This is a genomic window from Streptomyces sp. NPDC042100 (assembly GCF_055582325.1).
Genome location: NZ_JBVJDK010000020.1, coordinates 23,824 through 48,987, shown reverse-complemented (window position 1 = coordinate 48,987; position 25,164 = coordinate 23,824). Strand labels below are relative to the sequence as shown.

Genomic DNA, 25,164 nt, shown 5'->3' with positions numbered 1-25,164 from the left:
AGTCCGATAGGAAGCAACACTGTACTCAGTTCCCGTCCGCCGCGGTTCCGGCGGCCGAACCGCTCCGGGCGCCGCATCGGCACCACGCCTCAGCCGCCCAGGAACTGGGAACACCGGTACGGGCCCAGGGCTTTGCCCGCGCCCGCCAGGGTCACCTGGACGTCGTCCGGGCGGGCGGTCGGGTGAAGGGAGGAGTGGGCGCGGGCCAGGGTGCAGACGAGCTGGCCGTTGATCAGGTCGTCGCGGCGGTTGCCCGAGAACGTCGTGTCCGGGGCGGTCAGGGTCACGCGGGTGCCGTCCGCCGTGGCGTCGTACGGCGCCCGGGGGACGAGGGTGGTCAGGCCCCGGCGCTGTTCCGCTTCGGACGGGCCCGTGGCCAGGAGTTTCAGGGCTTCGTCCAGGCCCCTGATGGGAATGTCGGGACGCGACACGCCCTCCAGGTGGCCCGTCGCCGAGACGAAGTACAGCCGGAGGCCCTTCGTGAGGCCCGTCGGGGGTTCGCCCGCGCTGATCACCCCGCTCGGCCGCACCCCGCAGGCGGTCAGGCTCGCCGCCGCCAAGAGCGTGGCCAGCGCGGTCGTCAGCGCTCGCGGCGGCCGGCGCGTGGGGCGGGGTCTTCTCGGGGGCATCAGGGGTTCGCCTTCGGGGCCGGGGGGAGCGTCAGGGGGAAGGTCGCGGTGAACACCGCGCCTCCGTCCGGGGCGTTGGAGGCCTCGATGGTGCCGCCGTGCAGGCGGGCGTTCTCCAGCGAGATCGCCATGCCGAGGCCGCTGCCCTCGGAGCGGGTGCGGGCCGCGTCCGCCTTGTAGAAGCGGTCGAAGACATGGGCCAGCGCCTCCGGCGACAGCCCCGGGCCCCGGTCCGCGACCGTGACGGCCGCCGTGTCCCGCGTGGTCGCGAGGGTGACCGTGACCGGAGGGGCGCCGTGGCGCAGGGCGTTGCCCACCAGGTTGGCGATGATCACGTCGAGGCGGCGGCGGTCCAGCCGTATCCGTACGCCGTCGGGAAGGGCCGTGTCGACCTGGTCGGTCCAGCCGCGCAGCGCCAGGCTGGCCCGGATCGCCTCGGCCAGGTCGGTCTCGGCCGGCGTCAGGCGGGCCGCGCCCGAGTCGAAGCGGGACATCTCCATCAGGTCCTCGACCAGCCGCGACAGCTTCGCGGTCTCGGCGCTGACGGTCCGGGCGGCCCGTGCCGTGTCCGGCGGGAGCTGGTCGGCGTCCTCCTCCAGGACGGTGGCGACCATGGTCATCGCGGCCAGCGGGGTGCGCAGCTCGTGCGAGACGTCGGCGACGAAGCGGCGCGCCCGCTCCTCCTGGTCGCGCAGGTGCGCCACCGACGACTGCAGCTCGTCGGCCGTCTCGTTGAAGTCCTGCGCCAGATTGGCCAGTTCGTCGCGGCCCTGCACCGCCACCCGGATCGACAGGTCTCCCTCGGCGAGTCTCCGCGTCGCCCGGCCCAGGTCGCGGACGGGGCGCAGGACGGCCCGCGCGGAGAGCAGGGCGAGCAGGGCGGAGAGGACGACGACGGGCACGACACCGTCCCGTACCGCCGTGAGCAGGGCCGCCGTGTCGTCCTGTTCCGGGCGCAGCGAGGTCACCGCGTAGACCTCCAGGCCGGAGGCCCGGCCGGTGTCGGCGAAGGTGACGGGGGTGCCGACGACCAGGTACGGGATGTCGTGGAGGGTCACGCGCTGGAAGCTCATCGAGCCGCGGGTGCGGACGGCCTCGCGCAGCCGAGGGGTGATCCGGCCCGGGTCGGCGAGCGGGTCGGAGGTGCCCTGGAGGTCGCGGTAGCGGGTGACGACGAGCGGGGCGCCGTCGAGGCCGGAGGAGACGCGTTCGGCGAGCTCGGTCAGCCCCCGCCCGGTCGGCGGCAGGTCGGTGTCGGGCGCGAGTGCGGTGATCCGGTCGTGCAGGTCGCGCTGGAAGGAGTCCTGGGCGCGTTTGAGGATGGCGGTGCGCGCCTCGCGGTACGCGAGTGCCGTCGCCGTGGCGGAGCCGGTCAGCGTGACGAGCACGAAGGTGACGACGAGCCGGGTGCGGAGGCTGCCCAGCCAGGGGCCTCGGCGGGCGGTGCCGCCGGCGCCCCCGGTGCCCGTGACGCCCGCGCCCGGGGTCCCGGCGTCCGGATCGCCGTCCGCCCGCTTCGGCGTCCCCGCCCGCGTACGGAGGAGCTTCCTCATACCGGTCCGAAGCGGTAGCCGAAGCCGCGCACGGTCTGGATGTAGCGGGGGCGGGCCGGCTCGTCCTCGATCTTGGCGCGGAGGCGGCCCACCGCCGCGTCGACGAGGCGCGAGTCGCCGAGGAAGTCGTGGTCCCAGACCCGTTCGAGGAGCTGCTCGCGGCTGAGGACCCGGCCCGGGGACGCGGAGAGTTCCAGGAGCAGGCGCAGTTCGGTGGGCGGCAGGGCGACCGGGGTGCCGTTCCTGGTGACGGTCAGCCCCGCCCGGTCGAGGACGAGCCCGGTGTACTCGGAGCGCTCCGGCTGCGCGGGCTGCGGTTCGGCGCGGCGCAGGGCCGCCTTGATGCGGGCTTCGAGGACGGGCGCGGTGACGGGTTTGACGACGTAGTCGTCGGCGCCCGCCTCCAGTCCCCGGACGATGTCCGCGTCGTCGCCCCGGGCGGTCAGCATGATCACGGGAAGGGTCGAGCGGGCGCGCAGCCGGCGGCACACCTCGAAGCCGTCGATGCCGGGCAGCATGAGGTCGAGCACGGCGAGCTCGACGGTCCGCCCGGCGGGGCCGTCGAGCAGGGCGAGGGCCTCCTCACCGGTGGCCGCGGTGGCGACCTCGTAGCCGTGTCGGCGCAGGACGAGTTCCATGCCGTCGCGCACGGCGGCGTCGTCCTCGATGAGAAGCACATAGGGCATGGGTTCGATTATGGGTGCCCGCGAGCCCGGTACCTGTCACCGACGTAGGTGAAGGCGGCCCCGGCGCGGCACTGGAAGTCCGCCCAGCCGAGGCGAGGCGGTCGGTCGGTCGGTCGGTCGGTCGGTCGGTCGGTCGGTCGGTCGGTCGGTCGGAAGTATCTTTGTGTGGTTTCTTGTGAAATCCGGTCAGTTTTCACATCGCCTTCACCTGGCGACGGGGGCATCCGGCGGATCTCACGCAGCCCTCCCAGACTCGGGCCCCGCCCCCGGAGTGGAACCTGTCGTGGGCGCCGACGCCGACCACCCCGCAGGGCCGTGGGACGTCACGCGCGGAGGAACCGGAACGTTCCCCACGCCGACGAAGGTCGCATCGGGCCGTCGGCATGTGCTGATGGCCGGTTGCCGCGCGGTCCCACTGGCGGCGACGGGTCGCATCGGCCATCGTTGGCGACCGTCCGCGGTCACCCGATGGTGGCGGCGCCAAGGACAGAGCCGGGGCCGCGGTTCGTGCCGGCGGTAGCGGGCACACGCGGCAGCCGATCCGATGCGATCGAACAGGAAGGCGTCATCATGGGTGACTTCAACACCGTGACCGTGCCCGCGAAGACCGAGGGCGGGGTGAAGACCGGCGTGACGGTACAGCGCGACGACCTCTTCACCGTCTCCGGAAGCGGCCGGGCCTCCTACAACGGGGGCAACACCTTCCCCGACGGCACCCGGTTCCAGAACGCCAAGTACGCCGGCGCGTACACGGCACCCGATCTCGTACTGCCCGGAGCCCCCGTGGGCATGCTCATCGCCCGCGTCGGCTCGGGACCCTGGCTCGCCGTCGGCTCCACCCAGACCTTCCGCTCGGCGGACGCCGGCGAGATCACCGTCGCCTACAACGACCGGCCCGGAGCGTACGTCGACAACTCCGGCGAATACGCCGTAATGATCCAGAACCACGGCATCGTCGCCTGACGAACCCGCCGCGGACCGGCAGGTCCTCACGGCCGCCGACGCCCGTACGCCGGGCACGAAGAACTGAACGACGGACAAGTCCCGCCCTCGACTGGAGGGCGGCACCCTGACGCGCCCTCGCCTGCGCCGTCCCGCTCCGGGAACTCGACCGCGACGTTCCCGGCGGTGTGTCCGGCCCGGGCGGGGGCATTGTTACGTGCTCATCATGTGGTGTTACGCGTTCATGGAACGGCGCGAGAGGGACCGTCACACACACGCCCGAGAGTCCTCCGCATGACCTCGAACATCTCCTTCCGGTCCCGTACCCGTACCGGCCCCCGTGCCCGTCCTCTCCTCGCGTCGCTCCTCGCCCTCCCGGTCCTCGCGTTCGCCGTCGCCTGCGGTTCCGGCGACGGGGTGAAGGACAGCGGCGTGGCCACCGTCCCCGACGAGCCGTCCGCCACGGCGGCCACGCCCGGCGGCGGCCCGAGCGGCGGTCCGGCCTCCGCGGGGAAGGGGGCCTTCTACGACGCGCAGATGGTGTACGTGCGCTGTATGCGCACCAAGGCCGGGGTCAAGGACTTCCCCGACCCGAAGCTGAGCGGCTATCTGGACTGGTCGAAGATCGACGAACTGAGCGCCGCGCACCCCGAGGCATCCAAGGGCGGCCGGAACGGCGCCTGTGTCGAGGAGCTGCTGGCGGCGCAGCAGCAGGAGCCGGAGCGGGACGCGCAGGCGGAGTACGAGTCGATGCTCGCGCACGCGAAGTGCATGCGCGACAACGGCGTGTCCCGCTTCCAGAACCCGACGATGTCCGGCGGCAACGTCATCCCGGGCGGCGATCCGAACCCGGCGAGCCCCTCCTTCGACCGCTCCTCCCCCGCGTACAAGCAGGCCGTGAACACCTGCAAGGACAAGCTCCTCGACGGTCTGGACGGAATGCAGTGAGGCGGCGCGGAGCGCTGGTCCTCGGCGGCGCGCTGACCGTGGCCCTCGCGGGCGGCGCCGGGGCCGTCGTCCTGGGCGCCGGGTCGGGCGCGGAGCCCGCGGGCGGTGCGGCGGGCCTGCCGCCGGCGACCGCCACGGTCGTGCGCACCGATCTGGTGAGCAGCAAGACGGTCGACGGCCGGCTCGACTTCGCGGGCCGCCGGCCGGTGAAGGCGGCGGTCGAGGGCACGGTGACGGTCGCGGCGAAGGAGGGCGCGACCGTGCGGCAGGGGCAGGCGCTGTACGAGCTGAACGACAAACCCGTGACGCTGCTGTACGGGCCGGTGCCGATGTTCCGGGAGATGCGGGCGGGCGACCGGGGCACCGACGTCCTCCAGCTCGAACGCAACCTGCGCGATCTGGGCTTCGGCCGCGGGCTGTACGTCGACACGCGGTACGACGCCGCCACCGAGGCGGCCGTCAAGCGGTGGCAGAAGTCGCTGAACCGGGAGCCTACGGGGCGGGTCGGCAAGGGGGACGTCGTCTTCCAGACCGGCCGGGTGCGGGTCGTCGCGGCGGACGCGGCGCTCGCGGACCAGGTGGGGCCGGAGAAGCCGGTGCTCACGGTCGCCTCGCCGCAGCCGGTGGTGCGGGCCGATCTCGACCAGGCGGACGCGCCGCTGACCGCGCCGGGCACCCGCGTCGAGGTGACGCTGCCCAGCGGGACGACGGTACGGGGGAAGGTGACCGGCACGGTCCGGCCCGGGGACGCCGGTTCCGGCGACGGGGCGGCCGGGGGCGGCGGCCAGGAGGGGATCACCGTCGAGGTGACCCTGGACGACGGGGCGCCGTCGGGCGAGGACGCCCGGGCCACGGCGAGCGTGAGGTTCGTGAGCGAGAGCAGGAAGGGGGTGCTCGTGGTGCCCGTCGAGGCGGTGGTGGCGCTGCGCGGCGCGAACGGCGGCTACGGCCTGGAGGTCGTCCAGGGTGCGAAGACCCGCGTGGTGCGGGTGGCGACGGGCATGACGGCCGACGGGAAGATCGAGGTCAGCGGCGCGGAGCTGCGCGAGGGGATGCGGGTGGGGGTGGCGGCGCAGTGACCGTCCTCGAACGCTCCGCCGCGCCGCCCGTGGTCGAGCTGCGGGGCGCGTCGAAGACGCATCCCGGGCCGGTGCACGCGCTGCGCGCGGTGGACCTGACCGTCGGGGCGGGGGAGCTCCTCGCGATCGTCGGCCCTTCGGGCTCGGGCAAGTCCACGATGCTGAACATCATGGGCACCCTGGACCGGCCCACGGAGGGCAGCGTCCACGTCGCCGGGCGGGACGTCGGCTCGCTGTCGGACGCGCAGCTGTCGACGCTGCGGGCCCGGCACATCGGCTTCGTGTTCCAGCACTTCCACCTGTCCGCCGGGCGCGACGCCGTCGACAACGTCTGCGACGGGCTGCTGTACGCGGGCGTCGCCCCGCGGGAGCGCCGCGCGCGGGCCCGGGCGGCGCTGGAGCGGGTCGGGCTCGGGCACCGGCTCGGGCACCGGCCGACGGAGCTGTCCGGGGGCGAGAAGCAGCGGGTCGCGATCGCGCGGGCGCTGGTGGGCGCGCCGGACCTGCTGCTGGCCGACGAGCCGACCGGCGCGCTCGACACGGAGTCCGGGCGGATCGTGATGGAGCTGCTGCGCGAGCTGAACGCGGCGGGCACGGCGGTGTGCGTGATCACCCACGACAACGAGATCGCCGCGTCGCTGCCCCGGCGGGTGCGGTTCCGGGACGGCGCGGTCGTGGCCGACTCGGGACGCGACGGGCGGGGGGCCTGCGGCCCGGACACTGGCGGACCGGAGGTGGGAGCGTGACGGCGGCGGCGCCCGAGTCCGCGTCCCTGCGCCCCGCTCGGCCGGCGCTCCGCGATGTGCTGCGGACGGGGGCGATCGGGCTCCGGACCCGCCGTGCCCGGGTGGTCCTGTCGGCGCTCGGCATCGCCATCGGCATCGCGACCATGATCGCCGTCGTCGGCCTGTCCACGTCGAGCCGTGCCGATCTGATGGCCCGCCTGGACCGGCTCGGCACCAATCTGCTCACGGCGGAGGCGGGCCGGGACGCGTACGGGCAGCAGGTCACGCTGCCGAAGAACGCCGTGGCGATGGTCGAGCGGATCGGCCCCGTCCAGCACGCGACGGCGACCGCCGACGTGGACGCGCGGATCCGGCGCAGCGACGTCGTGCCGCAGGAGCGGACGGCCGGCGTGACGGCGCAGGCGGCCCGGCCGGACCTGCTGGAGGCGCTGGGCGCCGAGGTGGGCCGGGGGGTGTGGCTGAACCGGGCGAACGAGCGGCTGCCGGTGACGGTCCTCGGCGCGGTGGCGGCGCGCCGGCTCGGGATCGGCGCGCCCGGCGAGAAGATCATGATGAACGACACGTACGTCGTGGTCGTCGGCATCCTCGAACCGGTCGAGCTGGTGCCGCAGTTGGACCGGGTGGCGCTGCTGGGTTTCCCGGCGGCGGAGCGGTACCTCGGCTTCGACGGGCATCCCACGACGGTCTTCGAGCGGTCCTCGGACGGCTCCGTCGAGGACGTGCGGGCCGTGCTGGCGCGCACCGTCAGTCCGGGGGATCCCGCCGGGGTGAAGGTCTCGCGTCCGTCGGACGCGCTGGCCGCGAAGGCGGCCACCGACAAGGGTCTCACCGCGCTGATGCTGGGACTGGGGGCCGTGGCGCTGCTGGTGGGGGGCGTCGGCGTGGCGAACACGATGGTGGTGTCGGTGCTGGAGCGGCGGCAGGAGATCGGGCTGCGGCGGGCGCTCGGGGCCACCCGGGGCGCCATCCGGCTGCAGTTCCTCACCGAGTCGCTGCTGCTGTCCGCGCTCGGGGGCGTGGCGGGGGCCGTGCTGGGTGCGGTGGCCACGCACGCCTTCGCGCTGGTGCAGGGATGGACGCCGGTCGTCCCGCTCTGGTCGCTGGGCGGCGGGCTCGCGGCGACGCTGCTGATCGGCGCGCTGGCGGGCCTCTATCCGGCGGTCCGGGCCTCGCGCCTGGATCCGACCACGGCGCTCAACGCGGCCTGAGGCGGGGCCGGGGCCGCAAGGCGAGGGCCGCAAGGCGAGGGCCGCAAGCCGAGGGCCGGGGGCCCGGGCCGGAGCGGCGCCGCCCCCGGCTCCGGCCCCCGGCCCTTCGCTCTCTGCCCTCCGCCCTCCGCTCAGGCGTCCTTCTCCATGCCGGGCCGCAGGCGGTCGAGGAGGGTGAAGAGCGTGGCGCTCTCCTCGGTGGTCAGGGTGTCGAGGGCGCCGTGTGTCGCCTGCATCTCCTCGCGGACGCGGCGGATGGTCTCGCGCCCGGTGTCGGTCGCGACCACGTTCTTGACGCGCCGGTCGTGCAGGTCGGGCTCGCGGCGGACGAGCTCGCGGGCTTCGAGGCGGTCCACGATCCCGGTGACGTTCGACGCGTCGCACACCAGGAGGGTGGCGAGGGCGCGCATCGGGAGCGGGGTGTCGAGCTGCGCGAGGACCTTGGCCTGGGTGGAGGTCAGGCCGTGGTGGGCGGCGGCGGTGGCGAAGTCCCGCCACTGGGCCGTGCCGATGGCGGCGAGGAGCTCCAGGAGCTGGAGCTTGCTGGGGGTCTCGGGGGCCGTCGCGCTCATGCTTCGAGCGTACTCAAGATCCTTATCATTATCAATTGTTTACTTGACCTCCTTAACTATCGAGTCCTACCGTCATCGCCGAAGTACTTGACGACATCAATCATCGATGTCGCGAAGCGATGAGCCAGGGAGCAGTCCCCCACATGACCACCACCACCGCACCGACCGCCTCCGGCGCGACCGAGGGCGCCAGACGCGAGACGGTCGTCGTCTTCGCGCTGAGCCTGGCCGCCATGGTCGTGTCGATGATGCAGACCCTGCCGGTCCCGATCCTCGGCCTCATCCGCTCCGACCTCGGCGCCTCCACCGCCGAGGTGAGCTGGGTGACCACCGCCACGCTGCTCTCCGCCGCCGTCTTCACCCCGCTGCTCGGACGCTTCGGCGACCAGCACGGCAAGAAGCCGACGCTGGTGGCCGTGCTCGGCGTGATGGTCGCCGGCTCCGTCGTCGCCGCGCTCGCCACCTCGCTCCCGCTGCTCATCCTGGGCCGCGTGCTCCAGGGCGCGGCGACGGCGATCTTCCCGCTCGCCCTCTCGGTGCTGCGCGAGGAGGTCCGCCCGCAGAAGCTTCCGGGGGCGATGTCCCTGGTCAGCGGCACCCTGGCGTTCGGCAGCGGGCTGGCCCTGGTCGCCACGGGCCTGCTGACCTCGGGGCCGGACGCCGACTACCGCAGCGCCTTCTGGATGGCCACCGGCTTCGCGGCGCTCGCGCTGCTCGGCGTGGTCTTCCTCGTCCCCGCCACCCGGCACAAGACCGGCGGGCGCACCGACTTCCTCGGCGCCCTGGCGCTCGGCGCCACCCTGCTGCTCCTGCTGCTCCCCATCTCGCAGGGGCACGAGTGGGGCTGGACCTCGGGCCGGACGCTGGGCTCCTTCGCGGGCGCGGCGGTCATGACGGGGGTCTGGGTCCTGGTCGAGCTGAAGGTCCGCGAGCCGCTGGTGGACATGCGGATGTTCGTCCACCGGCCGGTGCTCATGGCCAACCTGGCCGGCGTCCTCGTCGGCTTCGGCATGTTCGCGAACTTCCTCGGCGTCTCCTACCTCGTCCAGATGCCCCAGGCGCTGACCGGCTACGGCTTCGACGCGTCGATCCTGCGCGCCTCGGTGCAGTTCCTGCTGCCCGGCGCGATCGTCTCGCTGCTCGCCTCCCCCGTCGGCGGACAGCTGGTCCGGCACCGGGGGCCGCGTACGGCGCTGGTCCTGGCCGCCGCGCTCGGCGCCGCCGGCTTCGGCTGGCTCGCCCTGGACCACGGCCACACCGCCTCGGTGATCGGCGCCGGAGTGGTCGTCGGAGCGGCCGTGAGCTTCGGTTACGCGGCGATGCCGGCCGTCATCATGGCGAGCGTCCCGCACCACCAGAGCGGCATCGCCAACGGCATCAACTCCATCTCGCGCTCCACCGGCAGCGCGATCGGCAGCGCCGTCGTCACCACGATCCTCGCCTCCGGGACCGTGGAGCACCTGCCGGCCGGCGTCCCGCCGCTGCCCGCCGAGTCCGGCTTCACGCTCACGTTCTGGATCGGGGCGGCGGCCTTCGCCCTCGTCGCCGTGATCGCCCGCTTCGGCCTGCGCGCCGCTTCGGGCCTCGGCGGCGCGGCGGCGCCCGCACCCTCCGCCGGGCGCGCCCCCGCGACCGCAGGCGCCTGAGGCGGCGCCGCCCGAGGGCGCGCCCGTCGTATCCTCGGCGCGGCGGGCCCTCGGCGGTCCGGGCAACGGCACGGCACGGAAGAGGTCGGACACGGTGGCGGACAGCGGCAGGGCCGGGACGGCGGCCAGGGAGGCCGGATCGGGGCCGCTCGGCGCGCGGGCGCGCGAGGCCGTCCTCCAGCGCATCGTCGACCGGCGGTACGAGCAGGGCTCCCGCCTCGTCGAGCGGGAGGTCGCCGAAGAGCTCGGCATGTCCCGCGTACCCGTCCGCGAGGCCCTGCGCGCCCTCGTGGCCGAAGGGCTCCTCGAACTGCTCCCGCACAGCGGCGTCCGCGTCCGGCGGCTGGAACGCGCCGACGTGGAGCACCTGTACGAGGTGTGGGAGCCGCTGGCGGTCCAGGCCTCGCGGCTCGCGGCCGGGGTCGCCTCGGCGGGCGACCCGGCGGGCCTGACGGCGCTGGAGGCGACGCTGCACCAGGCGGAGTCGGCGGCGGCGGAGCCCGAGGGCGCGCGCGAGGTCGCCGCGCACACGGCCTTCCACGAGGGCATCGTCGCCATGGCGGGCAACCCCCTGCTCGGCCGCGTGATGGAACAGCTGAGCTGGCAGCTGCGGCTGCTGTTCGGCCTGCGCGAGGAGCCCGCGCACATGCGGGCCCAGCACGCGGAGATGTTCCGGCACATCGCGGCCGGGGACGCGGAGGCGGCGGGTGCCGCCACCCTCCTGCACGTCCGGGACAGCAGGGCGGTCGCGCTGCGGTCGCTGTTCGGCGACAGCTGAGGGTATTTGTATACCAAGACTCCACCCCACGCCCACCCCCACGCCTCCCTTTCCAGGTGATTCACGGCTGCCCTTGTTCGGCGCCTGGGGCTTGGTATACAAAAACCGGAAGCCGTTGGTCCCCTGCCCAGGAGTCCCCATGCAGCAGCCGTCGTCTCCCGCCGCTCCCGCACCCGCCCTGTCCCGCCGCACGATGCTCGCCGGCGCCGGTGCCGCCGCCCTGGCCGGCGGCACGGCCGCCGTGGGCGCCGCCGCCCCCGCCGCCGCGGCTCCCGCGCCCGCCGGAGCCGCCCGGCACCGGGACCGTACGGTCGTCTTCCGCGACGTGCGCCCCTACGGCGCGGCGAAGGCCACCGACCTGGTCGTGGTCGACGGGCGGGTGGCGGCCGGGCCCGCGCCGCGCGGCGCCAAGGTCGTCGACGGCGGCGGCCGGATCGCCCTGCCGTCGCTCGTGGACGCGCACATCCACCCGGACAAGACGACCTGGGGCGGCTCCTGGGTCTCCCGGCGGCCCGCCGACGGCATCGCCGACTACGTGGCCCAGGACGTGGAGTTGTTCCGCGCCCAGCGGCGGCCGGTCGCCGAGCGCGCGTACGGGCTGATGTCCCACGCCGTCGCGCGCGGCACCCGGGCGATGCGCGCCCACGCCGACGTGGCCCCCGCCTACGGCCTGGCCGGGGTCGAGGGGCTGGCCGAGGCGCGCGGGCGGCTGCGGCACGCGCTGGACGTGCAGGTCGTGGCGTTCCCGCAGCACGGCGTCGTGCGGGCCCCGGGGACGGCGGCGCTCCTGGAGAAGGCGGCCCGCGCCGGGCTCGTGGACATGATCGGCGGCATCGACCCGATCGGTTTCGACCACGCCCTGGACGAACAGCTCGACCTCGTCTTCGGCATCGCGGACCGCCACGGCGTCGGCGTCGACATCCACCTGCACGACCAGGGCGAGCGGGGCATCCAGGCCATGCGGGGCATCATCGAGCGGACCCGCGCGCTCTCCCTCGCGGGCAAGGTCACGGTCAGCCACGTGTTCTGCCTGCCCGCCCTGTCCGACCGGGAGCTCGGCGCGATCGCGGCCGATCTCGGCGCCCAGGACATCGCCCTCACCACCGTCGCCCCCTCCGACTCCCTGGTCCTGCCGATCGCGCGGCTGCGGGAGCACGGCGTACGGGTCGGACTCGGCTCCGACGGGGTGCGCGACTCCTGGAGCCCGTTCGGCAACGCGGACATGATGCACCGCGCGCACCTGCTCGGCTGGGTGACCGACGTCCGCCTCGACGAGGAGCTGGCGGACTGCTACGGCGTGGCCGCCGACGGCGGCGCCGACGTCATGGGCCTGCCCCACGCCGACCTGCGGCCCGGCTCGCCGGCCGACTTCGTCCTCGTACGGGGCGAGTGCCTGCCGCAGGTCGTGGTGGACATGCCGCGCCGGGACCTCGTCGTGCACGGCGGGGTCGTGGTGGCCCGCGACGGGGAGTTCCTGGCCTGACGCGCCCGGGCCGGCGGCGGGGGCCGCCGGCCCGCGTCCGTCACGAGGTCCCCGTCAGGGCGTCGTAGCGGACCCCGGTCAGCTCCTCGGACGCGGCCCACAAGCGCTCACCGGAGGCGTCGTCCAGCGTCCAGCGGGCCCGCCAGGACCGGGTGGGCGCGCCGCGCCAGCCCAGCCTCGGGCCGATGAAGGCGTCGGGGCGCACGCCCGGGGCGGTGGCCGCGTACAGGGTGGGCAGGGCGCCGCTGTCGGCGGACTGCGCGATGACCCGGTTGCCCAGCTCCATCAGCCGCGCGGCGGTCCTGCGGCCCTCCTGGCGGGGCGCGGCGGTCTGGAGGTTGGTGGCGGCGTAGCCGGGGTGGGCGGCGGCGGCCACGACGCCGGACCCGGCGGCCGCCAGGCGGCGGGCGAGTTCGTGGACGAAGAGGAGGTTCGCCGTCTTGGAGCGCCCGTACGCGATCCAGCGGCGGTAACCGCGTTCCGCGTTGAGGTCGTCGTGGTCCAGGTCCGCCAGGGCGTGGAAGCCGCTGGAGAGGCTGACGACCCGGGCGCCCGGGGTGCGCAGCAGCAGGGGCATGAGCAGCCCGGTGAGCGCGAAGTGGCCGAGGTGGTTCACCCCGAACTGGGTCTCGAAGCCGTCGGCGGTGCGGCCGGGCGGGAGGGCCATCACCCCGGCGTTGTCGATGAGCAGGTCGAGCCGGTCGGAGCGCTCCGCCCGGGCGGCGGCGAACGCGCGCACGGAGGCGAGGTCGCCCAGGTCGAGCCGGGCGGACTCCGCCTCCGCGTGCGGGACTTCGGCGCGCAGCCGGTCGCGGGCCGCCTCGCCCCGGGCGTCGCTTCGGCAGGCGAGCACGACGTGCGCGCCGGCGCGGGCGAGCTCGCGGGCGGTGACGTAGCCGATGCCGCTGTTGGCCCCGGTGACCACCGCGGTGCGGCCCCGCTGGTCGGGGATGTCCTGCGCGTTCCAGCCCGTCATGCGAGCGCTCCTTCCGGCCGTGGCACCCCATGATGGCGTGCCCGCCGGGCGGGCCGGAATCAGTAGGCGCCGAAGACGTTGTCGATCGAGCCGTAGCGGTCGGCGGCGTAGTTGCAGGCGGCGGTGATGTTGGCGACCGGGTCGTAGAGGTCGTAGGCGGTGCCGGGGACGTGGTACGCCTGGAAGGTGGGCTCGATCACCTGGAGCAGGCCCTTGGAGGGGGTGCCGGCGGCGGCGTTGGAGTCCCAGCCGTTGACGGCGAGCGGGTTGCCCGAGGACTCGCGCATGATGTTGCGGTAGATGCCGTCGTAGCTGCCCGGGATGCCGTTGCGGCCCATGATGGCGAGGGCCTCCCGGATCCAGCCGTCGAGGTCGTCCGTGTACGAGACGGCCGAGGCCGCCGCCGAGGAGACCGACGCCGTGGACGCCGTGGACGCGGCGGACGCGGTCGCGGGTGTCTTCGCCGCCGCCTGGACCACCTCGGTGGCGGCCCGGGGCGCGGCCGCAGGGCGGGCGGCGGGCGCGGCTCCGTCGCCGGTGGCGGAGGTCGCGGTGGCGGCGGGGGGCGCGGTGGCGGCGGTCCCGGTGCCGAGGGAGAGGCGCAGGCCGGGGTGGATGAGGCCGGGGTCGGCGCCGACGGCGGCGCGGTTGTCGCGGTAGAGCCGCTTCCAGCCGCCGCTCACCTGGTGCTTCCGGGCGATCTTCGCGAGCGAGTCCCCCGCGACCACGGAGTAGGTGACCTTCTCACCCTGCTGAACCGTTGCGATCTTTCCGATCGCGACGGAGTGCGCGGCCTGGACCGCCTGCACGGCCGGTGCGGTCCGCGGGGTCTCGGCGGCGGCTCCGCCCGCCGCGGCGAGCGGCAGGACGAGCGCGGCGCCGCCGGTGACGCCGACGACGGCCAGTCCTCGGGCGAGCGGGGTGCTCTTGGTACGGCGGTGCTTCCCGGTTCCACGCATGGCGAAAGTCCTCTCCTTCGCCTGCGAGGTGAGCTGTCGGGTTCGGGCAGGAGCTGCCCGGCCGCGCACCCGCGCGGCTTCACCCCGAGCCGCCCCGGGCCTCGGGGCGGCGGCGAACCTTCGGGTCCCCCGCTCCTGCCTTGTTCGGGTGGGTGAGTGTGGCGCCCAGGCGGCGGCAGGATTCGGCGTTCCACCCGGATGACGGGTGACCGTAGGCGAATCCGAAGAGCCGAAACAAGGGTCTAATTCGCAAAAGCAAGCAGATCTTTTAGAGGGTCGGGAGGGGGCGGGCGCGGCGTGGTGATCCCACGCGCCAACTCTTCTCCGGGCGCCCGCGCCTGACACCGCGCCAGGGCGCGGCGCACACGGCCCGCCGTGACTCAGATCACCAGGAAATACTTAAACGGATATGTCCGGATCCATTTAGTTTGGGGCGGTGAGGCGGGCCGCTTTCCTTCGCACGACGACCGGAAGCGGACCGCACGACTGGCGGTCCGCTTCCGCGGCGGGATGATGGAGAGGCCGGCTGCGGGGCGGAGGAGGGACACGGTCTGGATGAGCGCGGCGGACTTCCCTGCCGGCCCGGACCCGGCGGACGGCGATCTCGCCCTGGAGCCGGGCGGCCTGCTCGACGTGCTCGGGGTCGCGGCCGTTCTCCTCGACGAGGACGGCCGGATCGCCCTGTGGAGCCCCCGGGCGGAAGAGCTCTTCGGCCGTCCCGCCACCGAGGCCCTGGGGCGTGACGCCGTCACCCTGCTGGTCGAGGAGCGGCACCGGGAGCGGGTGCGGTCCCTGTTCGCCCGCGTGGTCTCGGGCGGCGGGCCCTGGGCCGGGGCCTTCCCCGTACGGCACCGGGACGGGCGCGCGGTCCCGGTCGAGTTCCGCACCACGCGCCTCCAGGACGAGCGGGGCCGCCCCTACGCGCTCGGGCTCGCCTCGGACCGGGCCGCCGTCCGCCGGGTGGAGCGGCACCTGTCGCTGTCCTCGCTGCTGGTCGGCCACTCCCCCATCGGGCTCGCCGTGGTCGATCACGGCCTCCGCTTCGTGCTGGTCAACCCGGCGCTGGAGCGGATCGACGGCCTGCCCGCCGCCGGGCACCTGGGGCGGACCGTGACGGAGGCGGTCGACTCACCGGACGCCGAGGCGCTGGAAGCGGCGCTCGGCGAGGTCCTGCGGACGGGCGAACCCGTCCGCTCCCGCACCGTGCGGGGCGTCAGCGGGCCCGGCGGCGAGGAGCGGGTGTGGTCGGTCTCGCTCTACCGGCTGGAGACCCCGGAGCGCCGGGTCATCGGCGCCGCCGTCGCGGTCACCGACATCACCGACCAGCACGCCGCGGCCAGGACCGCGGCCCGGGCCCGGCGCCGGCTGGCGGTCATCGCGGACGCCTCGGAGCGGGTGGGCACCACCCTCGACCTGGACCTGACCGCGCACGAGCTGGCGGACCTCGTGGTGCCCGAGTTCGCCGACATCGCGGCCGTGGACGTCCTGGAGGACATCCTCACCCAGCCCGGCCCCGCCCGGACCTCGGGCCCGGCCGTGTTCCGGGCCCTCGCGGTCAAGGCCGCGTACCCCACCCCGGCGCAGGAGGCCGCCGACCCGGTGGGCGAGCCCGCCCGCTACGGCGCCGAGCGGCTGGTCACCCAGTGCGCCCGCACCGGCCGGCCGGTCCTCGTGCGGCACGTCACCGACGCCGACCTGCCCCGGATCGCCAGCGGGGAGGCCACCGCCGCGCTGCTGCGCCGGGCGGGCATCCACTCCTACCTCGCCGTCCCGCTGCGCGCCCGAGGCGTCGTGCTGGGCGTCCTGGACCTGAAACGGGCCCGGAACTCGGTGCCCTTCGACGAGGACGACGTCCTGCTGGCCGGGGAGCTGGCCGCCCGCGCGGCCGTCGCCATCGACAACGCCCGCTGGTACCGGCACCAGAGCCAGGCCGCCCTGGCCCTCCAGCGGCACCTGCTGCCGCACGGGCCGCCCCGGCTCAACGGCCTCGACGTCGCCTACCGCTACCAGCCCGCGTCGGAGTCGGTCGAGGTCGGCGGCGACTGGTTCGACGCGATCCCGCTGCCCGACGGCAAGACGGCGCTCGTGGTCGGCGACGTCATGGGCAGCGGCATCAACGCGGCCGCGACCATGGGCCAGTTGCGCACCGCGGCCCGCACCCTCGCCTCGCTCGGCCTCGCGCCCGCCGTGGTCCTGGAGCACCTGGACCGCACCGCGGCCGAGCTGGACGAGGCGATGGCCACCTGCGTGTGCGCCGTGTACGACCCGTACAGCGGGAGCTGCCGCGTCGCGAACGCCGGGCACCCGCCGCCCGTGCACGTCGCGGCGGGCCGGGCGCCCCGGCTGCTCGACCTGTCCGAGGGCGCTCCGCTGGGAGTCGGCGGCGTGCCCTTCGAGACGCGCGAGTTCCCCTTCCGGACCGGCGACGACCTGGTCCTGTACACCGACGGCCTGGTCGAGACCCGCGACCAGGACATCGACGTGCGGCTCGCCGCCCTCACCGACCTGCTGGACCGCGCCCCGCTGCCGCTGGAGCAGATCTGCGACCTGCTGCTCGGCGCGCTGCGCGGGAACGACGACCACGACGACGTCGCGCTGCTGATCGCCCGCGCCCGGCCGCCGCACCCGAAGGAGGCACCGTGAGCGACGCGCTCCCGCCGGAGAACGCCCTGCCGCCGGTCGCCGAGGACGGCGCGGCCGTCCTGCTCGACGAGCGGGGCCGGATCGACGCCTGGACCCAGGAGGCCGGGGCCCTGCTCGGGCGGCCCGCCGCCGACATGCTCGGGCAGTCGGCCCGCGCGCTGCTCGCGGACCCGGCGGCCTGGCCGGCACTGGTGACGGCGTACGAGCGCGGCGCCCGGCGCGGGGACGCGGTGCTGCGGACCGGCCGGGGCGAGGAACTGCCCGTGGTCTTCCAGGCCTTCGACCTCGCGGGCGACAGCCGTCCGGCGGGCTTCCTGGTGCTCGCGACCCCGGCGGCCCGGGCGGTGCGGCGGCACCAGGACCGGGCGTTCGTCCGGGAGCTGTTCCTCCAGGACCGGGTGGGGTTCGCCGTCTTCGACCCGGACCTGCGGCTGCTGCGCACCAACACCCACCTCCTCCCGTACACGGGCGTGCCGCAGGACCTGCGGGGGCAGCGGCTCGGCGAGTTCCTGTGGCCCGGGGACGCGGAAACGGTGGAGGGGAAGCTGCGCGAGGTGCTGCGCACGGGCCGGCCCCTGATGGGCGTGGAGGAGTCCCTGCGCACGATCGACGACCCGAGCGGCGGGGCCGTCATCTCCATCTCGGCGTTCCGGCTCCAGTCCCCCGACGAGCGGGTGCTGGGGCTGACGGCGCTCTTCACCGACGTGACCGAACTGCGCCGCTCGACCGAGCGGCTGGAGCTGCTGCACCGGGCCACCGCCTCGGTCGGCCGCTCCCTGTCCGTCACCGACACCGGGCGGGAGCTGGCGGCGGCGCTGGTGCCCGGCCTGGGCGACCTGGCGGTGGTGGAGCTCGCCGACGGGGTCGTGCACGGCGAGGAGCCGGTGCCCGACCGGGACGGGCGCCTCCTGCTGCGTCGCACGGCGGTGGCGGGCCGCCTCCCGGACGGCGGACCCGACGGCCGGCCTGGGAGCGGGGGCGCGGCGGCGCCGGAGGGCTCCGCCGACACGGGTGCCATGCTCGCCGTGATCCGTGCCGAGGGCGACATCGGTACGAGGCGCGGGGCGGACGCCCCGGACCTGGGCGGCTATCCGGCGACGATGACCGCGCCGCTCCGGGCACGGGGCATGGCGCTCGGCCGGGTGTCGGTGGGGCGGCGCCGGGACCGGGGGCCCTACCAGGGGGCCGACCGGGACCTGCTGCGCGAGATCGCCGGGCGGGCCGCCCTGGCGCTCGACAACGCGCGGCGGTTCACCCGGGAGCGCCGGGCGGCGGTGGGGCTCCAGCGGAGCATGCTGCCGCCGACGCAGAGCGAGACGCCCGCGGCGAGCACCTCCGCCGTCTATCTGCCGGCCGGGACGGCGACCGGGGTCGGCGGGGACTGGTTCGACGTGATCCCGCTGTCCTCCGCGCGGGTCGCGCTGGTGGTGGGGGACGTGGTCGGGCACGGGCTCGCCGCGACCGCCACCATGGGCCGGCTGCGCACGGCGGTGCGGACGCTCGCGGACCTCGACCTCGAACCGGACGAGCTGCTGGCCCATCTGGACGACCTGGTGGTGCAGTTGCCCGCCTACTCCGAGGAGGCCGATCCCGACGACCACGGCTGGCGGGACCGGCACGCGACCTCGCCGACGGGCGCGACCTGCGCCTACGCGATCTACGACCCGGTCTCGGGGCGCTGTTCGGTGGCCTCCGCCGGGCATCCGCCGCCCGCGGTGGCGGATCCCTCGGGCACGGTCACGTACCTGCCGGTGGATCCGGGGCCGCCGCTGGGCGTGGGCGGGCTGCCGTTCGAGGCGACGGAGGTCGATCTCGCGCCGGGCAGCGTGCTCGCGCTGTACACGGACGGTCTGATCGAGGGCCGGGACGGCGACCTGGACGCGGGCATGGCGGAGCTGGCGACCCGGCTGGCCCGGCGGCGCGCGCTGGCGGGCCCGCTGCGGGAGCTCGGCCAGGACCTGGTGACGGGGCGGCCCGCCGCCGGGCTCGGCGACGACGTGACGCTGCTGCTGGCCCGGACCCGCACGGTGCCGCCCGAGGACGTGGCCGTCTGGCCGGTCAAGGCGGACCCGGCGGCGGTGGGGCAGGTGCGCGAAGCGGCGTCGGCGCGGCTGCGGGCGTGGGGCCTGGACGAGCTGGTGTTCACCACCGAGCTGGTGCTGAGCGAGCTGGTGACCAACGCGATCCGGTACGCGGGCGGCCCGGTCGAGGTGCGCCTGATCCGGGCCGGGCGGCTGATCTGCGAGGTGTCCGACCCGAGCGCCACGCACCCTCGGATGCGCCGGGCGCAGGCGACCGACGAGGGCGGCCGGGGCCTGTACCTGGTGGCCCAGCTGACCACCCGCTGGGGCAGCCGCTACAGCCGCCGGGGCAAGACGATCTGGGCCGAACAGGAGCTGCCCCGCTGAGCGTTCAGGCGGCCGACGGGTCCCCGGCGTCGACGACGGCGGCGACGGCCTCGATCTCGACGAGCTGGTCGTGGTAGCCGAGCACGGTGACGCCCATCAGGGTGCTGGGCACGTCGTGGTCGCCGAAGGCGTCCCGTACCACCTCCCAGGCCGCCACCAGGTCGGGCTGCCGGGTGGTGGCGACGAGCACCCGGGTGCTGATGACGTCGTGGAGGGTGGCGCCCGCGTCGGCGAGGGCGGTGCGCAGGTTGGCCACGGCCTGGGCAGCCTGACCGGCGACGTCCCCGACGGCGACGGTGGCGCCGTCGGCGTCGAGCGGGCAGGCGCCGGCGAGGAAGATCAGGCGGGCCTCGGCGGGAGCGGTGGCGGCGTAGGCGTACTCGGCCACGTCGGACAGGGAGGCGGAGCGGATGAGTTCGACGGCACGGGGCACGGGCGGTCCTCTGCGGTGCGGGGCGGTACGTGCGGGCCCGGCCCACCCTGTCAGAGGCCGCCCCCCGAATCGACGGGTTTTTCCGGCTACTCCCCCGCCGCTCCCGGTGCCAGTCCGCGCAGCAGCGCGAGGCCGATGTCCGGGAGGCCGGTGACGACCAGGCGGCGGGGGCCGGGCGGGATGGGGGTGAGCGAGGGGACGGCGACGACGGCGAGGCCGGCCGCTTCGGCGGAGGCGACGCCGGTGGGGGTGTCCTCGACGGCGACGCAGTCGGCGGGCGTGCGGCCGAGCGCGGCGACGGCCGCCAGATACGGGTCGGGGGCCGGTTTGGTGCGCGGGGTCTCGCCCTCGGCGACGGAGACGGCGAAGCGGTGGCGGCCGAGGGTGGCGAGGACGGTGTCGACGACGGGGCGGGGCGAGGCGGAGACGAGGGCCGTGGGGGCGCCCGCGGCGCGCAGGGCGTCCAGCAGCTCCAGGGCGCCGGGCAGCGGGACGACCCGCCCGCGCACGAGGGCGAGGAAGCGGTCCCCGAGCCCGGCGGCGAGCCGGGCCGGGTCGGCACGGCCCCGGGCGAGCCGGGCGAGGTAGGCGGCGCAGTCGTCGACGGCGCGGCCCCGGACGAAGGCGATGTCCTCGGCGCCGAGGGCGAGGCCGAGCGGTCGGGCGGCCTCCTCGACGGCGCGCTGCCAGAGGCGTTCGGTGTCGACGAGGGTGCCGTCCATGTCGAAGAGCACGGCGGGCATGGCGGGTGCGGTGGGCATGGCGGTCACTCCTCGGTGGCGCCGAGCGCGGGCCTGGTGTCGAGGCGGACGTGGCGCCCGGTGGCGGCGTGGAGTTCGAGGACGGTGAGCTCGTTCGCGCCGGGGCGCAGGACGGGGGCCGGGACGTAGAGGGAGGTCTGCGGGCCGCGGGACCAGTGGCGGCCGAGCGGGAAGCCGTTGATCCAGGCCAGGCCCTTGGTCCAGCCGTCGAGGTGGAGGTGGGTGTCGGCGGGGGTGTCCACGGTGAAGGTGCCCCGGTGGAAGGCGGGGCCCACGGGCGGGGCGGTGGCGGGACGGAAGTCGAGGTGGTCGAGCCGGTCCAGCGGCAGGGCGCGGCTGTGCCAGACGGCGGGGCGTGCGCCGTCGACGGTGACGTCGCCGAGCAGGCCCTTGCGGTCGTGGAGGGCGGGGCCGTAGTTGACGCGGCCCTGGTTCTCGACGAGGACGGTGAGCGCGGCGCCGGGGCGGGGGACGGTGAAGGCGAGGGCGTGTTCGTGGTTCTCGCGTTCCAGGACGCCGACGGGCTGCCCGTCGACGAAGACCTGCGCGCGGTCGTGGACCCGTTCGGCGCGCAGCAGGGCGGGGCCGGGGGCGGCGAGCTCGGTCTCGTACAGGACGAAGCCGAAGGGCTCGCCGAGTTCCTCCAGGGTGAGCGGCCGGCCTGTCTTCTGGGGGGTGCCGAGGGCGTCGGCCTGGTCCAGGAGGGAGGCGGTGTACGGGAGTTCCACGGTGCCGTAGGCGGCCTTGGGGGCGGCCGGGGGGACGGGCTCGCCGGGGACGGGGGCGTGGCGGGCGATGACCTCGCGGAAGGCCCGGTACTTGTCGGTCGGGTCGCCTGCCTCGTCGAGCAGGGAGTCGTAGTCGTAGGAGGTGACGGTGGGGCGGTAGGTGCCCTTGTCGTTGGCGCCGTTGGTGAAACCGAAGTTGGTGCCGCCGTGGAACATGTAGATGTTGACGGAGGCTCCGGCGGTGAGCAGCAGGTCGAGTTCGGCGGCGGCTTCGGCGGGGTCGCGGCGGGTGTGGATGCCGCCCCAGCGGTCGAACCAGCCGATCCAGAACTCCGAGCACATCAGGGGGCCTTCGGGCCGGTGTGCGCGCAGGGCGGCGAGCCCGTCGGCGGTGCGGCTGCCGAAGTTGGCGGTGGCGAGGACGCCGTCGAGGCTGCCTCGGGCCAGGTCGGCGGGCTGGTCGCAGGTGAAGAGGGGCACGTCGGCGCCGTGCCGGCGCAGCAGGTCGGCGAGGACGGCCAGGTAGCCGGTGTCGTCGCCGTGGGCGCCGTACTCGTTCTCCAGCTGGACGGCGATGACCGGGCCGCCCCGGGAGGCGAGGTGGCGGTGGAGCGGGGGCAGCAGGGCGCCGAGGTAGCCGTCGACGGCGTCCAGGAAGCGGGGGTCGCGGCTGCGCAGCACGAGGTCCTCGTCGGCGAGCAGCCAGGACGGCAGGCCGCCGCCCTCCCATTCGGCGCAGATGTACGGACCGGGCCGCAGCAGGACGTGGAGTCCCTCGGCGGCGGCGAGGTCGAGGAAGCGGGGCAGGTCGAGACCCGCGTCCCAGTGGAACTCCCCGCGGCGCGGGGCGTGCAGGTTCCACGGGACGTAGGTCTCGACCGTGTTGAGGCCGAGGAGCCGTGCCTTGCGCAGGCGGTCCGCCCACTGCTCCGGGTGGACGCGGAAGTAGTGCAGGGCGCCGGAGAGGATCCGGAACGGGCGGCCGTCGAGACGGAAGCCGTCGTCGGCGATCTCCAGTCGGGGCATGGCGGTGGTACTCCTCAGGGCCTCGGGGGAACGGTGTGCGGAGGGTGCGGGGTCAGGCCGGACGGGTCAGGTCAGGTCAGCGGGCGGCACAGGAGCGCGTCGGGCACGCCGCCGTGGTTCCACTTCCAGGTGTAGGCGGCTCCGGCGAGGTATTCGCCGTCGGCGCACTGGCCCTTGTAGTAGCCGGGGGCCCAGTCGCTGCCGCTGGAGCCGCCGGTGGCGGGACGGTTGTCGCCGTGGTCGAACCAGAGCACGCGCCCGCCGGTGGGCAGGGCGGTGGTGGCGGGGGCGCAGAGCAGGGCGGCCATGGCGTTGCTCTTGACGCTGTAGCCGACGGCGAAGGTGCGGTCGGGGCACTGGAGCTTGTTGTAGCCGCTCGCCCAGTCGCCGCCGGTGACGTAGCGCTCGTCGGTGACGGTGATCCAGGCGCCGCTCGCCTTGGCGGGCTGGCCGATGTCGGTGCACAGGCCCCGGCTGTCGCTGCGGCCGAGTCCGGCGAGGCGCTGGGTGTCGGGGCAGTTGCCCTTGCGGTTGCCGGGCGACCAGTCGGGCTTGGCGAGCATGGTGGCGGACACGTCGTAGTCGCCGTAGTCCAGGTTGAGCATGTTCCAGCGGGGCGAGGGGTCGATCCGGCCGGAGCGGGCGGGGGCGCCGGTCAGCTTGGTCCAGTCGGCGGTGCGCCAGTCCCCGGGGTCGAGGACGCTGGTGCGGGTGCCGGTCGCGCTGTAGCCGACGAGGGCCCAGCTGTCGTTGGGGGTGCCGGCGGCGTCGGTCCAGCCGACGAGCGGCCAGATCGCGAAGTCCGTGTCGTTGCGGACCAGGATGTCGGTGAAGCGGGTGAACCAGTCGCGCTCGCGGGTGTCGGCGGGGCCGCGTCCGCCGGCGCCGAACTCGCTGATCCAGACGGGGGCGGTGAAGTGCTGTCCGTCGCGGGTCACGAACAGGGCCTCGTCGTCGACGGCCTTGACCAGGGCCTCGGGGGTGAGCTCCTCGTAGCGCAGGTCGTGGGTCTCGCCCGTGCCGGTGGCGCCGGTGTGGTTGGGACCCGTGTAGCCGTAGAAGTGGGCGGCGTACACGAGCTTGTCGGAGCGGATCAGGGTGTTGGAGAGGGTGGCGACGGGCGTGAGCATGGGGCGCCCGTGGGGGGTGATGTCGGTGGGGATGCCCTGCCAGTTGATGCCCTCCATGACGATCAGGAGGTCGGGGTCGGCCTGGAGGATCTCGTTGCCGGCCTCCTCGAAGGCCTTGTTGAGGTCGTGGTCGTTGCCCCAGCCCCAGTTGGCGTCGTTCCAGGTGTCGCGGCGGACCTCGTTGCGCAGGTCGGCGCCGACGACGCGGGTGTTGTCCTGGTAGCGCTTGGCGAGGAGGACCCAGTCGTCGATCCACTGGCGGGTGCTCTGGCCGCTGTTCCAGCGCTCGTTGCCGTCGAGCCCGCAGCAGAAGCGGTAGCTGGTGGTGTGGTTGTTGAGGATGACGGCGAAGCCGTCGGCGGTGAGGGCGGCGACCACGGCGTCCATGACCTGGAGCGGGGTCTTGCCCTTGAGGGCCGGGTTGGCGGCGACGGCCGCGTCCGGGACGGGGACGGTGTCGTGCACGAGGGCGTTGGCGAAGGGCAGCCGGATGCTGTTGAGGCCGAGGCCGTGGAAGTCGGCGAGGATCCGGTCGAGGGGGGTGCGGTCGAGGCCGAGCGGGATGTTGTGGGAGTTCTGGTCGGCCTGGTGGTTGGTGACGTCGCCGATGTCGCCGCTGCCCTCGTAGGTGCCCTGGGCGCCTGCCCAGTTGCCGGACTTGAGCTTGAAGCGGTTGCCGGCGGCGTCGACGATCCACCGGCCCCGGGTGCTGAGCGGGCCGGTCCAGGAGGCGGCGAGCTGCGGTCCGGTGAGGACGGCGGCCGCCGCCGCGCTCTCGGAAGCGGGTGCGGGGGCGGGGGCGGCCTGTGCGGCCGGGAGGCCGAGGAGCAGCGCGCCTGCCGCGGCGAGGGCCGCGGTCGCGCGTCGGAGCGGTGTGCCAGGTATCACGGGGGCTCCTTGTGGAGGGAGGTGTGGTGCCTGCGTACGCGTACGGGATGCGGGTGCGGTGGTGCGGGGTGGTGCCGGGTGGTGCGGTGGTGCGTCAGCCCTTGAGGCCGGTGGTGGCGATGCCTTCGACGATGTACCGCTGGGCGACCAGGAACATGACGACGAGCGGGGTGATCGTGACGACGGCGCCGGCGAACAGGCCCGGCAGGTTGACGGTCTGGGAGGTGAGGAACGTGGACAGGGCGATCTGGGCGGTCCACGCCGAGGGGTCCTGGCCGATGACAAGCGGCCACAGGAAGGAGTTCCAGCTCTCGATGAAGGACAGGGCGCCGAGCGAGGCGAGCATCGCCCCGGAACTGGGCAGCGCGATCCGCCCGTACAGGCCGAACCAGCCGAGGCCGTCGAGCCGTCCGGCCTCCTCGATCTCGGCCGGGAACTGGAGGTAGAAGTTGCGGAAGAGGAGCACGGCGAAGGGGTTGAAGAGGCCGGGCACGATGATGCCCCAGAGCGTGTTCACGCCGCCCATGGAGCCGACGACGACGAAGGTCGGTACGAAGGTGACCGAGCCGGGGATCATCAGCGTGGCGACCACCAGCGCCAGCAGGACGCCTCGGCCCGGTACGGGGATGCGGGCGAAGGCGTAGCCGGCGGCGGAGGCGAGCAGGGTGGAGACGGGCGCGGTGATCGCGGCGATCAGCAGCGAGTTGCCGAGGGCCCGGCCCATGGAGACGGCGGGGTCGTCGAAGAGCGCGGTGAAGTTCTCGAAGTGGGTGGTGGCGGGCCACCAGGTCCACTCGGGCGCCGTCAGGCCCCGCGCGTCCATCAGCGCGTTGCGCAGCATCAGGTAGAAGGGCGCGAGGAAGAGCGCCGTCAGCACGCCGACGAGGAGTCCCCGGGCGCTGACGCGCAGCGCGCGGGCGAATGCGGGCAGGGTCATGTGTG

At 74.8% G+C, this 25,164-nt stretch carries 21 protein-coding genes and 1 riboswitch; of the genes, 10 read left to right on the top strand and 11 right to left on the bottom strand.

The window, feature by feature from the left end:
- Positions 1–89: 89 nt before the first annotated feature.
- Genes ACZ6J5_RS32545 through ACZ6J5_RS32535 form a run of 3 tightly spaced genes read right to left on the bottom strand, consistent with a single transcriptional unit; the run spans position 90 to position 2,868 of the window.
- Positions 90–629 carry a GerMN domain-containing protein gene (locus tag ACZ6J5_RS32545; protein WP_469397481.1) on the bottom strand — a complete coding sequence of 180 codons (540 nt, stop codon included), beginning with the start codon at positions 627–629 and terminating at the stop codon, positions 90–92.
- Positions 629–2,182 carry an ATP-binding protein gene (locus ACZ6J5_RS32540; protein WP_469397480.1) on the bottom strand — a complete coding sequence of 518 codons (1,554 nt, stop codon included), beginning with the start codon at positions 2,180–2,182 and terminating at the stop codon, positions 629–631. The genes ACZ6J5_RS32545 and ACZ6J5_RS32540 overlap by 1 nt, the downstream gene beginning before the upstream one ends.
- Positions 2,179–2,868 (bottom strand): response regulator, encoded by a 690-nt coding sequence (locus tag ACZ6J5_RS32535; protein WP_469397478.1) that lies wholly within the window; start codon positions 2,866–2,868, stop codon positions 2,179–2,181. The genes ACZ6J5_RS32540 and ACZ6J5_RS32535 overlap by 4 nt, the downstream gene beginning before the upstream one ends.
- A gap of 570 nt (positions 2,869–3,438) precedes the next feature.
- On the opposite strand from ACZ6J5_RS32535, the gene ACZ6J5_RS32530 reads away from it, so the two are divergent.
- The 5 genes from ACZ6J5_RS32530 (at position 3,439) to ACZ6J5_RS32510 (ending at position 7,791) form a co-directional block, all read left to right on the top strand.
- On the top strand, positions 3,439–3,831 hold the full coding sequence (locus tag ACZ6J5_RS32530) for a LecA/PA-IL family lectin (protein WP_469397476.1): 393 nt from the start codon (positions 3,439–3,441) through the stop codon (positions 3,829–3,831).
- Between the two features lie 273 nt (positions 3,832–4,104).
- Entirely contained in the window at positions 4,105–4,758 is a 654-nt protein-coding gene (locus ACZ6J5_RS32525) for a hypothetical protein (RefSeq protein WP_469397474.1), read from the top strand.
- A complete protein-coding gene (locus ACZ6J5_RS32520) occupies positions 4,755–5,837 on the top strand; it encodes a peptidoglycan-binding protein (RefSeq protein ID WP_469397472.1) in 1,083 nt (360 codons plus the stop codon). Before ACZ6J5_RS32525 ends, ACZ6J5_RS32520 begins: the two co-directional genes overlap by 4 nt.
- Positions 5,834–6,583 carry an ABC transporter ATP-binding protein gene (locus tag ACZ6J5_RS32515; RefSeq protein ID WP_469397470.1) on the top strand — a complete coding sequence of 250 codons (750 nt, stop codon included), beginning with the start codon at positions 5,834–5,836 and terminating at the stop codon, positions 6,581–6,583. The genes ACZ6J5_RS32520 and ACZ6J5_RS32515 overlap by 4 nt, the downstream gene beginning before the upstream one ends.
- Positions 6,580–7,791, top strand: coding sequence for an ABC transporter permease (locus tag ACZ6J5_RS32510; RefSeq protein WP_469397468.1), 1,212 nt, complete (start codon positions 6,580–6,582; stop codon positions 7,789–7,791). Before ACZ6J5_RS32515 ends, ACZ6J5_RS32510 begins: the two co-directional genes overlap by 4 nt.
- A 131-nt stretch (positions 7,792–7,922) precedes the next feature.
- Here the strand turns inward: ACZ6J5_RS32510 and ACZ6J5_RS32505 are convergent, their stop codons facing one another.
- Positions 7,923–8,363 carry a MarR family winged helix-turn-helix transcriptional regulator gene (locus ACZ6J5_RS32505; protein ID WP_469397466.1) on the bottom strand — a complete coding sequence of 147 codons (441 nt, stop codon included), beginning with the start codon at positions 8,361–8,363 and terminating at the stop codon, positions 7,923–7,925.
- 143 nt (positions 8,364–8,506) lie between these two features.
- Here ACZ6J5_RS32505 and ACZ6J5_RS32500 point away from each other — a divergent pair, with 143 nt between their 5' ends.
- The 3 genes from ACZ6J5_RS32500 (at position 8,507) to ACZ6J5_RS32490 (ending at position 12,270) form a co-directional block, all read left to right on the top strand.
- Positions 8,507–10,009, top strand: coding sequence for an MFS transporter (locus ACZ6J5_RS32500; protein WP_469397464.1), 1,503 nt, complete (start codon positions 8,507–8,509; stop codon positions 10,007–10,009).
- 94 nt (positions 10,010–10,103) lie between these two features.
- On the top strand, positions 10,104–10,787 hold the full coding sequence (locus ACZ6J5_RS32495) for a GntR family transcriptional regulator (RefSeq protein ID WP_469397462.1): 684 nt from the start codon (positions 10,104–10,106) through the stop codon (positions 10,785–10,787).
- 139 nt (positions 10,788–10,926) lie between these two features.
- The gene (locus ACZ6J5_RS32490; protein WP_469397461.1) at positions 10,927–12,270 is read left to right on the top strand and encodes an amidohydrolase; all 1,344 of its coding nucleotides are present in this window, start codon (positions 10,927–10,929) and stop codon (positions 12,268–12,270) included.
- Positions 12,271–12,310: 40 nt separating this feature from the next.
- Here the strand turns inward: ACZ6J5_RS32490 and ACZ6J5_RS32485 are convergent, their stop codons facing one another.
- Both ACZ6J5_RS32485 and ACZ6J5_RS32480 read right to left on the bottom strand, forming a co-directional pair.
- Positions 12,311–13,246, bottom strand: a complete 936-nt coding sequence (locus ACZ6J5_RS32485; RefSeq protein ID WP_469397460.1) for an oxidoreductase — start codon at positions 13,244–13,246, stop codon at positions 12,311–12,313.
- Positions 13,247–13,305: 59 nt separating this feature from the next.
- Complete coding sequence (locus tag ACZ6J5_RS32480) at positions 13,306–14,205, bottom strand: LysM peptidoglycan-binding domain-containing protein (protein ID WP_469397459.1); 900 nt, start codon at positions 14,203–14,205, stop codon at positions 13,306–13,308.
- 3 nt (positions 14,206–14,208) lie between these two features.
- Positions 14,209–14,366, bottom strand: a riboswitch (cyclic di-AMP (ydaO/yuaA leader).
- Positions 14,367–14,760: 394 nt separating this feature from the next.
- On the opposite strand from ACZ6J5_RS32480, the gene ACZ6J5_RS32475 reads away from it, so the two are divergent.
- Complete coding sequence (locus ACZ6J5_RS32475; RefSeq protein WP_469397457.1) at positions 14,761–16,848, top strand: SpoIIE family protein phosphatase; 2,088 nt, start codon at positions 14,761–14,763, stop codon at positions 16,846–16,848.
- Positions 16,845–19,256 carry a SpoIIE family protein phosphatase gene (locus tag ACZ6J5_RS32470; RefSeq protein WP_469397456.1) on the top strand — a complete coding sequence of 804 codons (2,412 nt, stop codon included), beginning with the start codon at positions 16,845–16,847 and terminating at the stop codon, positions 19,254–19,256. The genes ACZ6J5_RS32475 and ACZ6J5_RS32470 overlap by 4 nt, the downstream gene beginning before the upstream one ends.
- Before the next feature lie 4 nt (positions 19,257–19,260).
- Here ACZ6J5_RS32470 and ACZ6J5_RS32465 read toward each other — a convergent pair whose 3' ends face one another.
- The 5 genes from ACZ6J5_RS32465 to ACZ6J5_RS32445 form a co-directional block, all read right to left on the bottom strand.
- Positions 19,261–19,689: a RidA family protein gene (locus ACZ6J5_RS32465; RefSeq protein ID WP_469397454.1), complete on the bottom strand. Its 429-nt coding sequence runs from the start codon at positions 19,687–19,689 to the stop codon at positions 19,261–19,263.
- Positions 19,690–19,775: 86 nt separating this feature from the next.
- Entirely contained in the window at positions 19,776–20,450 is a 675-nt protein-coding gene (locus ACZ6J5_RS32460; protein WP_469397452.1) for an HAD family hydrolase, read from the bottom strand.
- Positions 20,451–20,455: 5 nt separating this feature from the next.
- Positions 20,456–22,204, bottom strand: coding sequence for a beta-galactosidase (locus ACZ6J5_RS32455; RefSeq protein WP_469397451.1), 1,749 nt, complete (start codon positions 22,202–22,204; stop codon positions 20,456–20,458).
- Between the two features lie 71 nt (positions 22,205–22,275).
- On the bottom strand, positions 22,276–24,219 hold the full coding sequence (locus ACZ6J5_RS32450) for a glycoside hydrolase family 5 protein (protein ID WP_469397537.1): 1,944 nt from the start codon (positions 24,217–24,219) through the stop codon (positions 22,276–22,278).
- 97 nt (positions 24,220–24,316) lie between these two features.
- Positions 24,317–25,159, bottom strand: a complete 843-nt coding sequence (locus tag ACZ6J5_RS32445) for a carbohydrate ABC transporter permease (RefSeq protein ID WP_469397450.1) — start codon at positions 25,157–25,159, stop codon at positions 24,317–24,319.
- Positions 25,160–25,164: the final 5 nt, after the last annotated feature.

Coding starts and splice junctions, on each gene's coding strand:
- ACZ6J5_RS32545 (WP_469397481.1), bottom strand. CDS start 629: ATGCCCCCGAGAAGACCCCGCCCCACGCGCCGGCCGCCGCGAGCGCTG.
- ACZ6J5_RS32540 (WP_469397480.1), bottom strand. CDS start 2,182: ATGAGGAAGCTCCTCCGTACGCGGGCGGGGACGCCGAAGCGGGCGGAC.
- ACZ6J5_RS32535 (WP_469397478.1), bottom strand. CDS start 2,868: ATGCCCTATGTGCTTCTCATCGAGGACGACGCCGCCGTGCGCGACGGC.
- ACZ6J5_RS32530 (WP_469397476.1), top strand. CDS start 3,439: ATGGGTGACTTCAACACCGTGACCGTGCCCGCGAAGACCGAGGGCGGG.
- ACZ6J5_RS32525 (WP_469397474.1), top strand. CDS start 4,105: ATGACCTCGAACATCTCCTTCCGGTCCCGTACCCGTACCGGCCCCCGT.
- ACZ6J5_RS32505 (WP_469397466.1), bottom strand. CDS start 8,363: ATGAGCGCGACGGCCCCCGAGACCCCCAGCAAGCTCCAGCTCCTGGAG.
- ACZ6J5_RS32500 (WP_469397464.1), top strand. CDS start 8,507: ATGACCACCACCACCGCACCGACCGCCTCCGGCGCGACCGAGGGCGCC.
- ACZ6J5_RS32490 (WP_469397461.1), top strand. CDS start 10,927: ATGCAGCAGCCGTCGTCTCCCGCCGCTCCCGCACCCGCCCTGTCCCGC.
- ACZ6J5_RS32485 (WP_469397460.1), bottom strand. CDS start 13,246: ATGACGGGCTGGAACGCGCAGGACATCCCCGACCAGCGGGGCCGCACC.
- ACZ6J5_RS32480 (WP_469397459.1), bottom strand. CDS start 14,205: ATGCGTGGAACCGGGAAGCACCGCCGTACCAAGAGCACCCCGCTCGCC.
- ACZ6J5_RS32475 (WP_469397457.1), top strand. CDS start 14,761: ATGAGCGCGGCGGACTTCCCTGCCGGCCCGGACCCGGCGGACGGCGAT.
- ACZ6J5_RS32460 (WP_469397452.1), bottom strand. CDS start 20,450: ATGCCCACCGCACCCGCCATGCCCGCCGTGCTCTTCGACATGGACGGC.
- ACZ6J5_RS32455 (WP_469397451.1), bottom strand. CDS start 22,204: ATGCCCCGACTGGAGATCGCCGACGACGGCTTCCGTCTCGACGGCCGC.
- ACZ6J5_RS32445 (WP_469397450.1), bottom strand. CDS start 25,159: ATGACCCTGCCCGCATTCGCCCGCGCGCTGCGCGTCAGCGCCCGGGGA.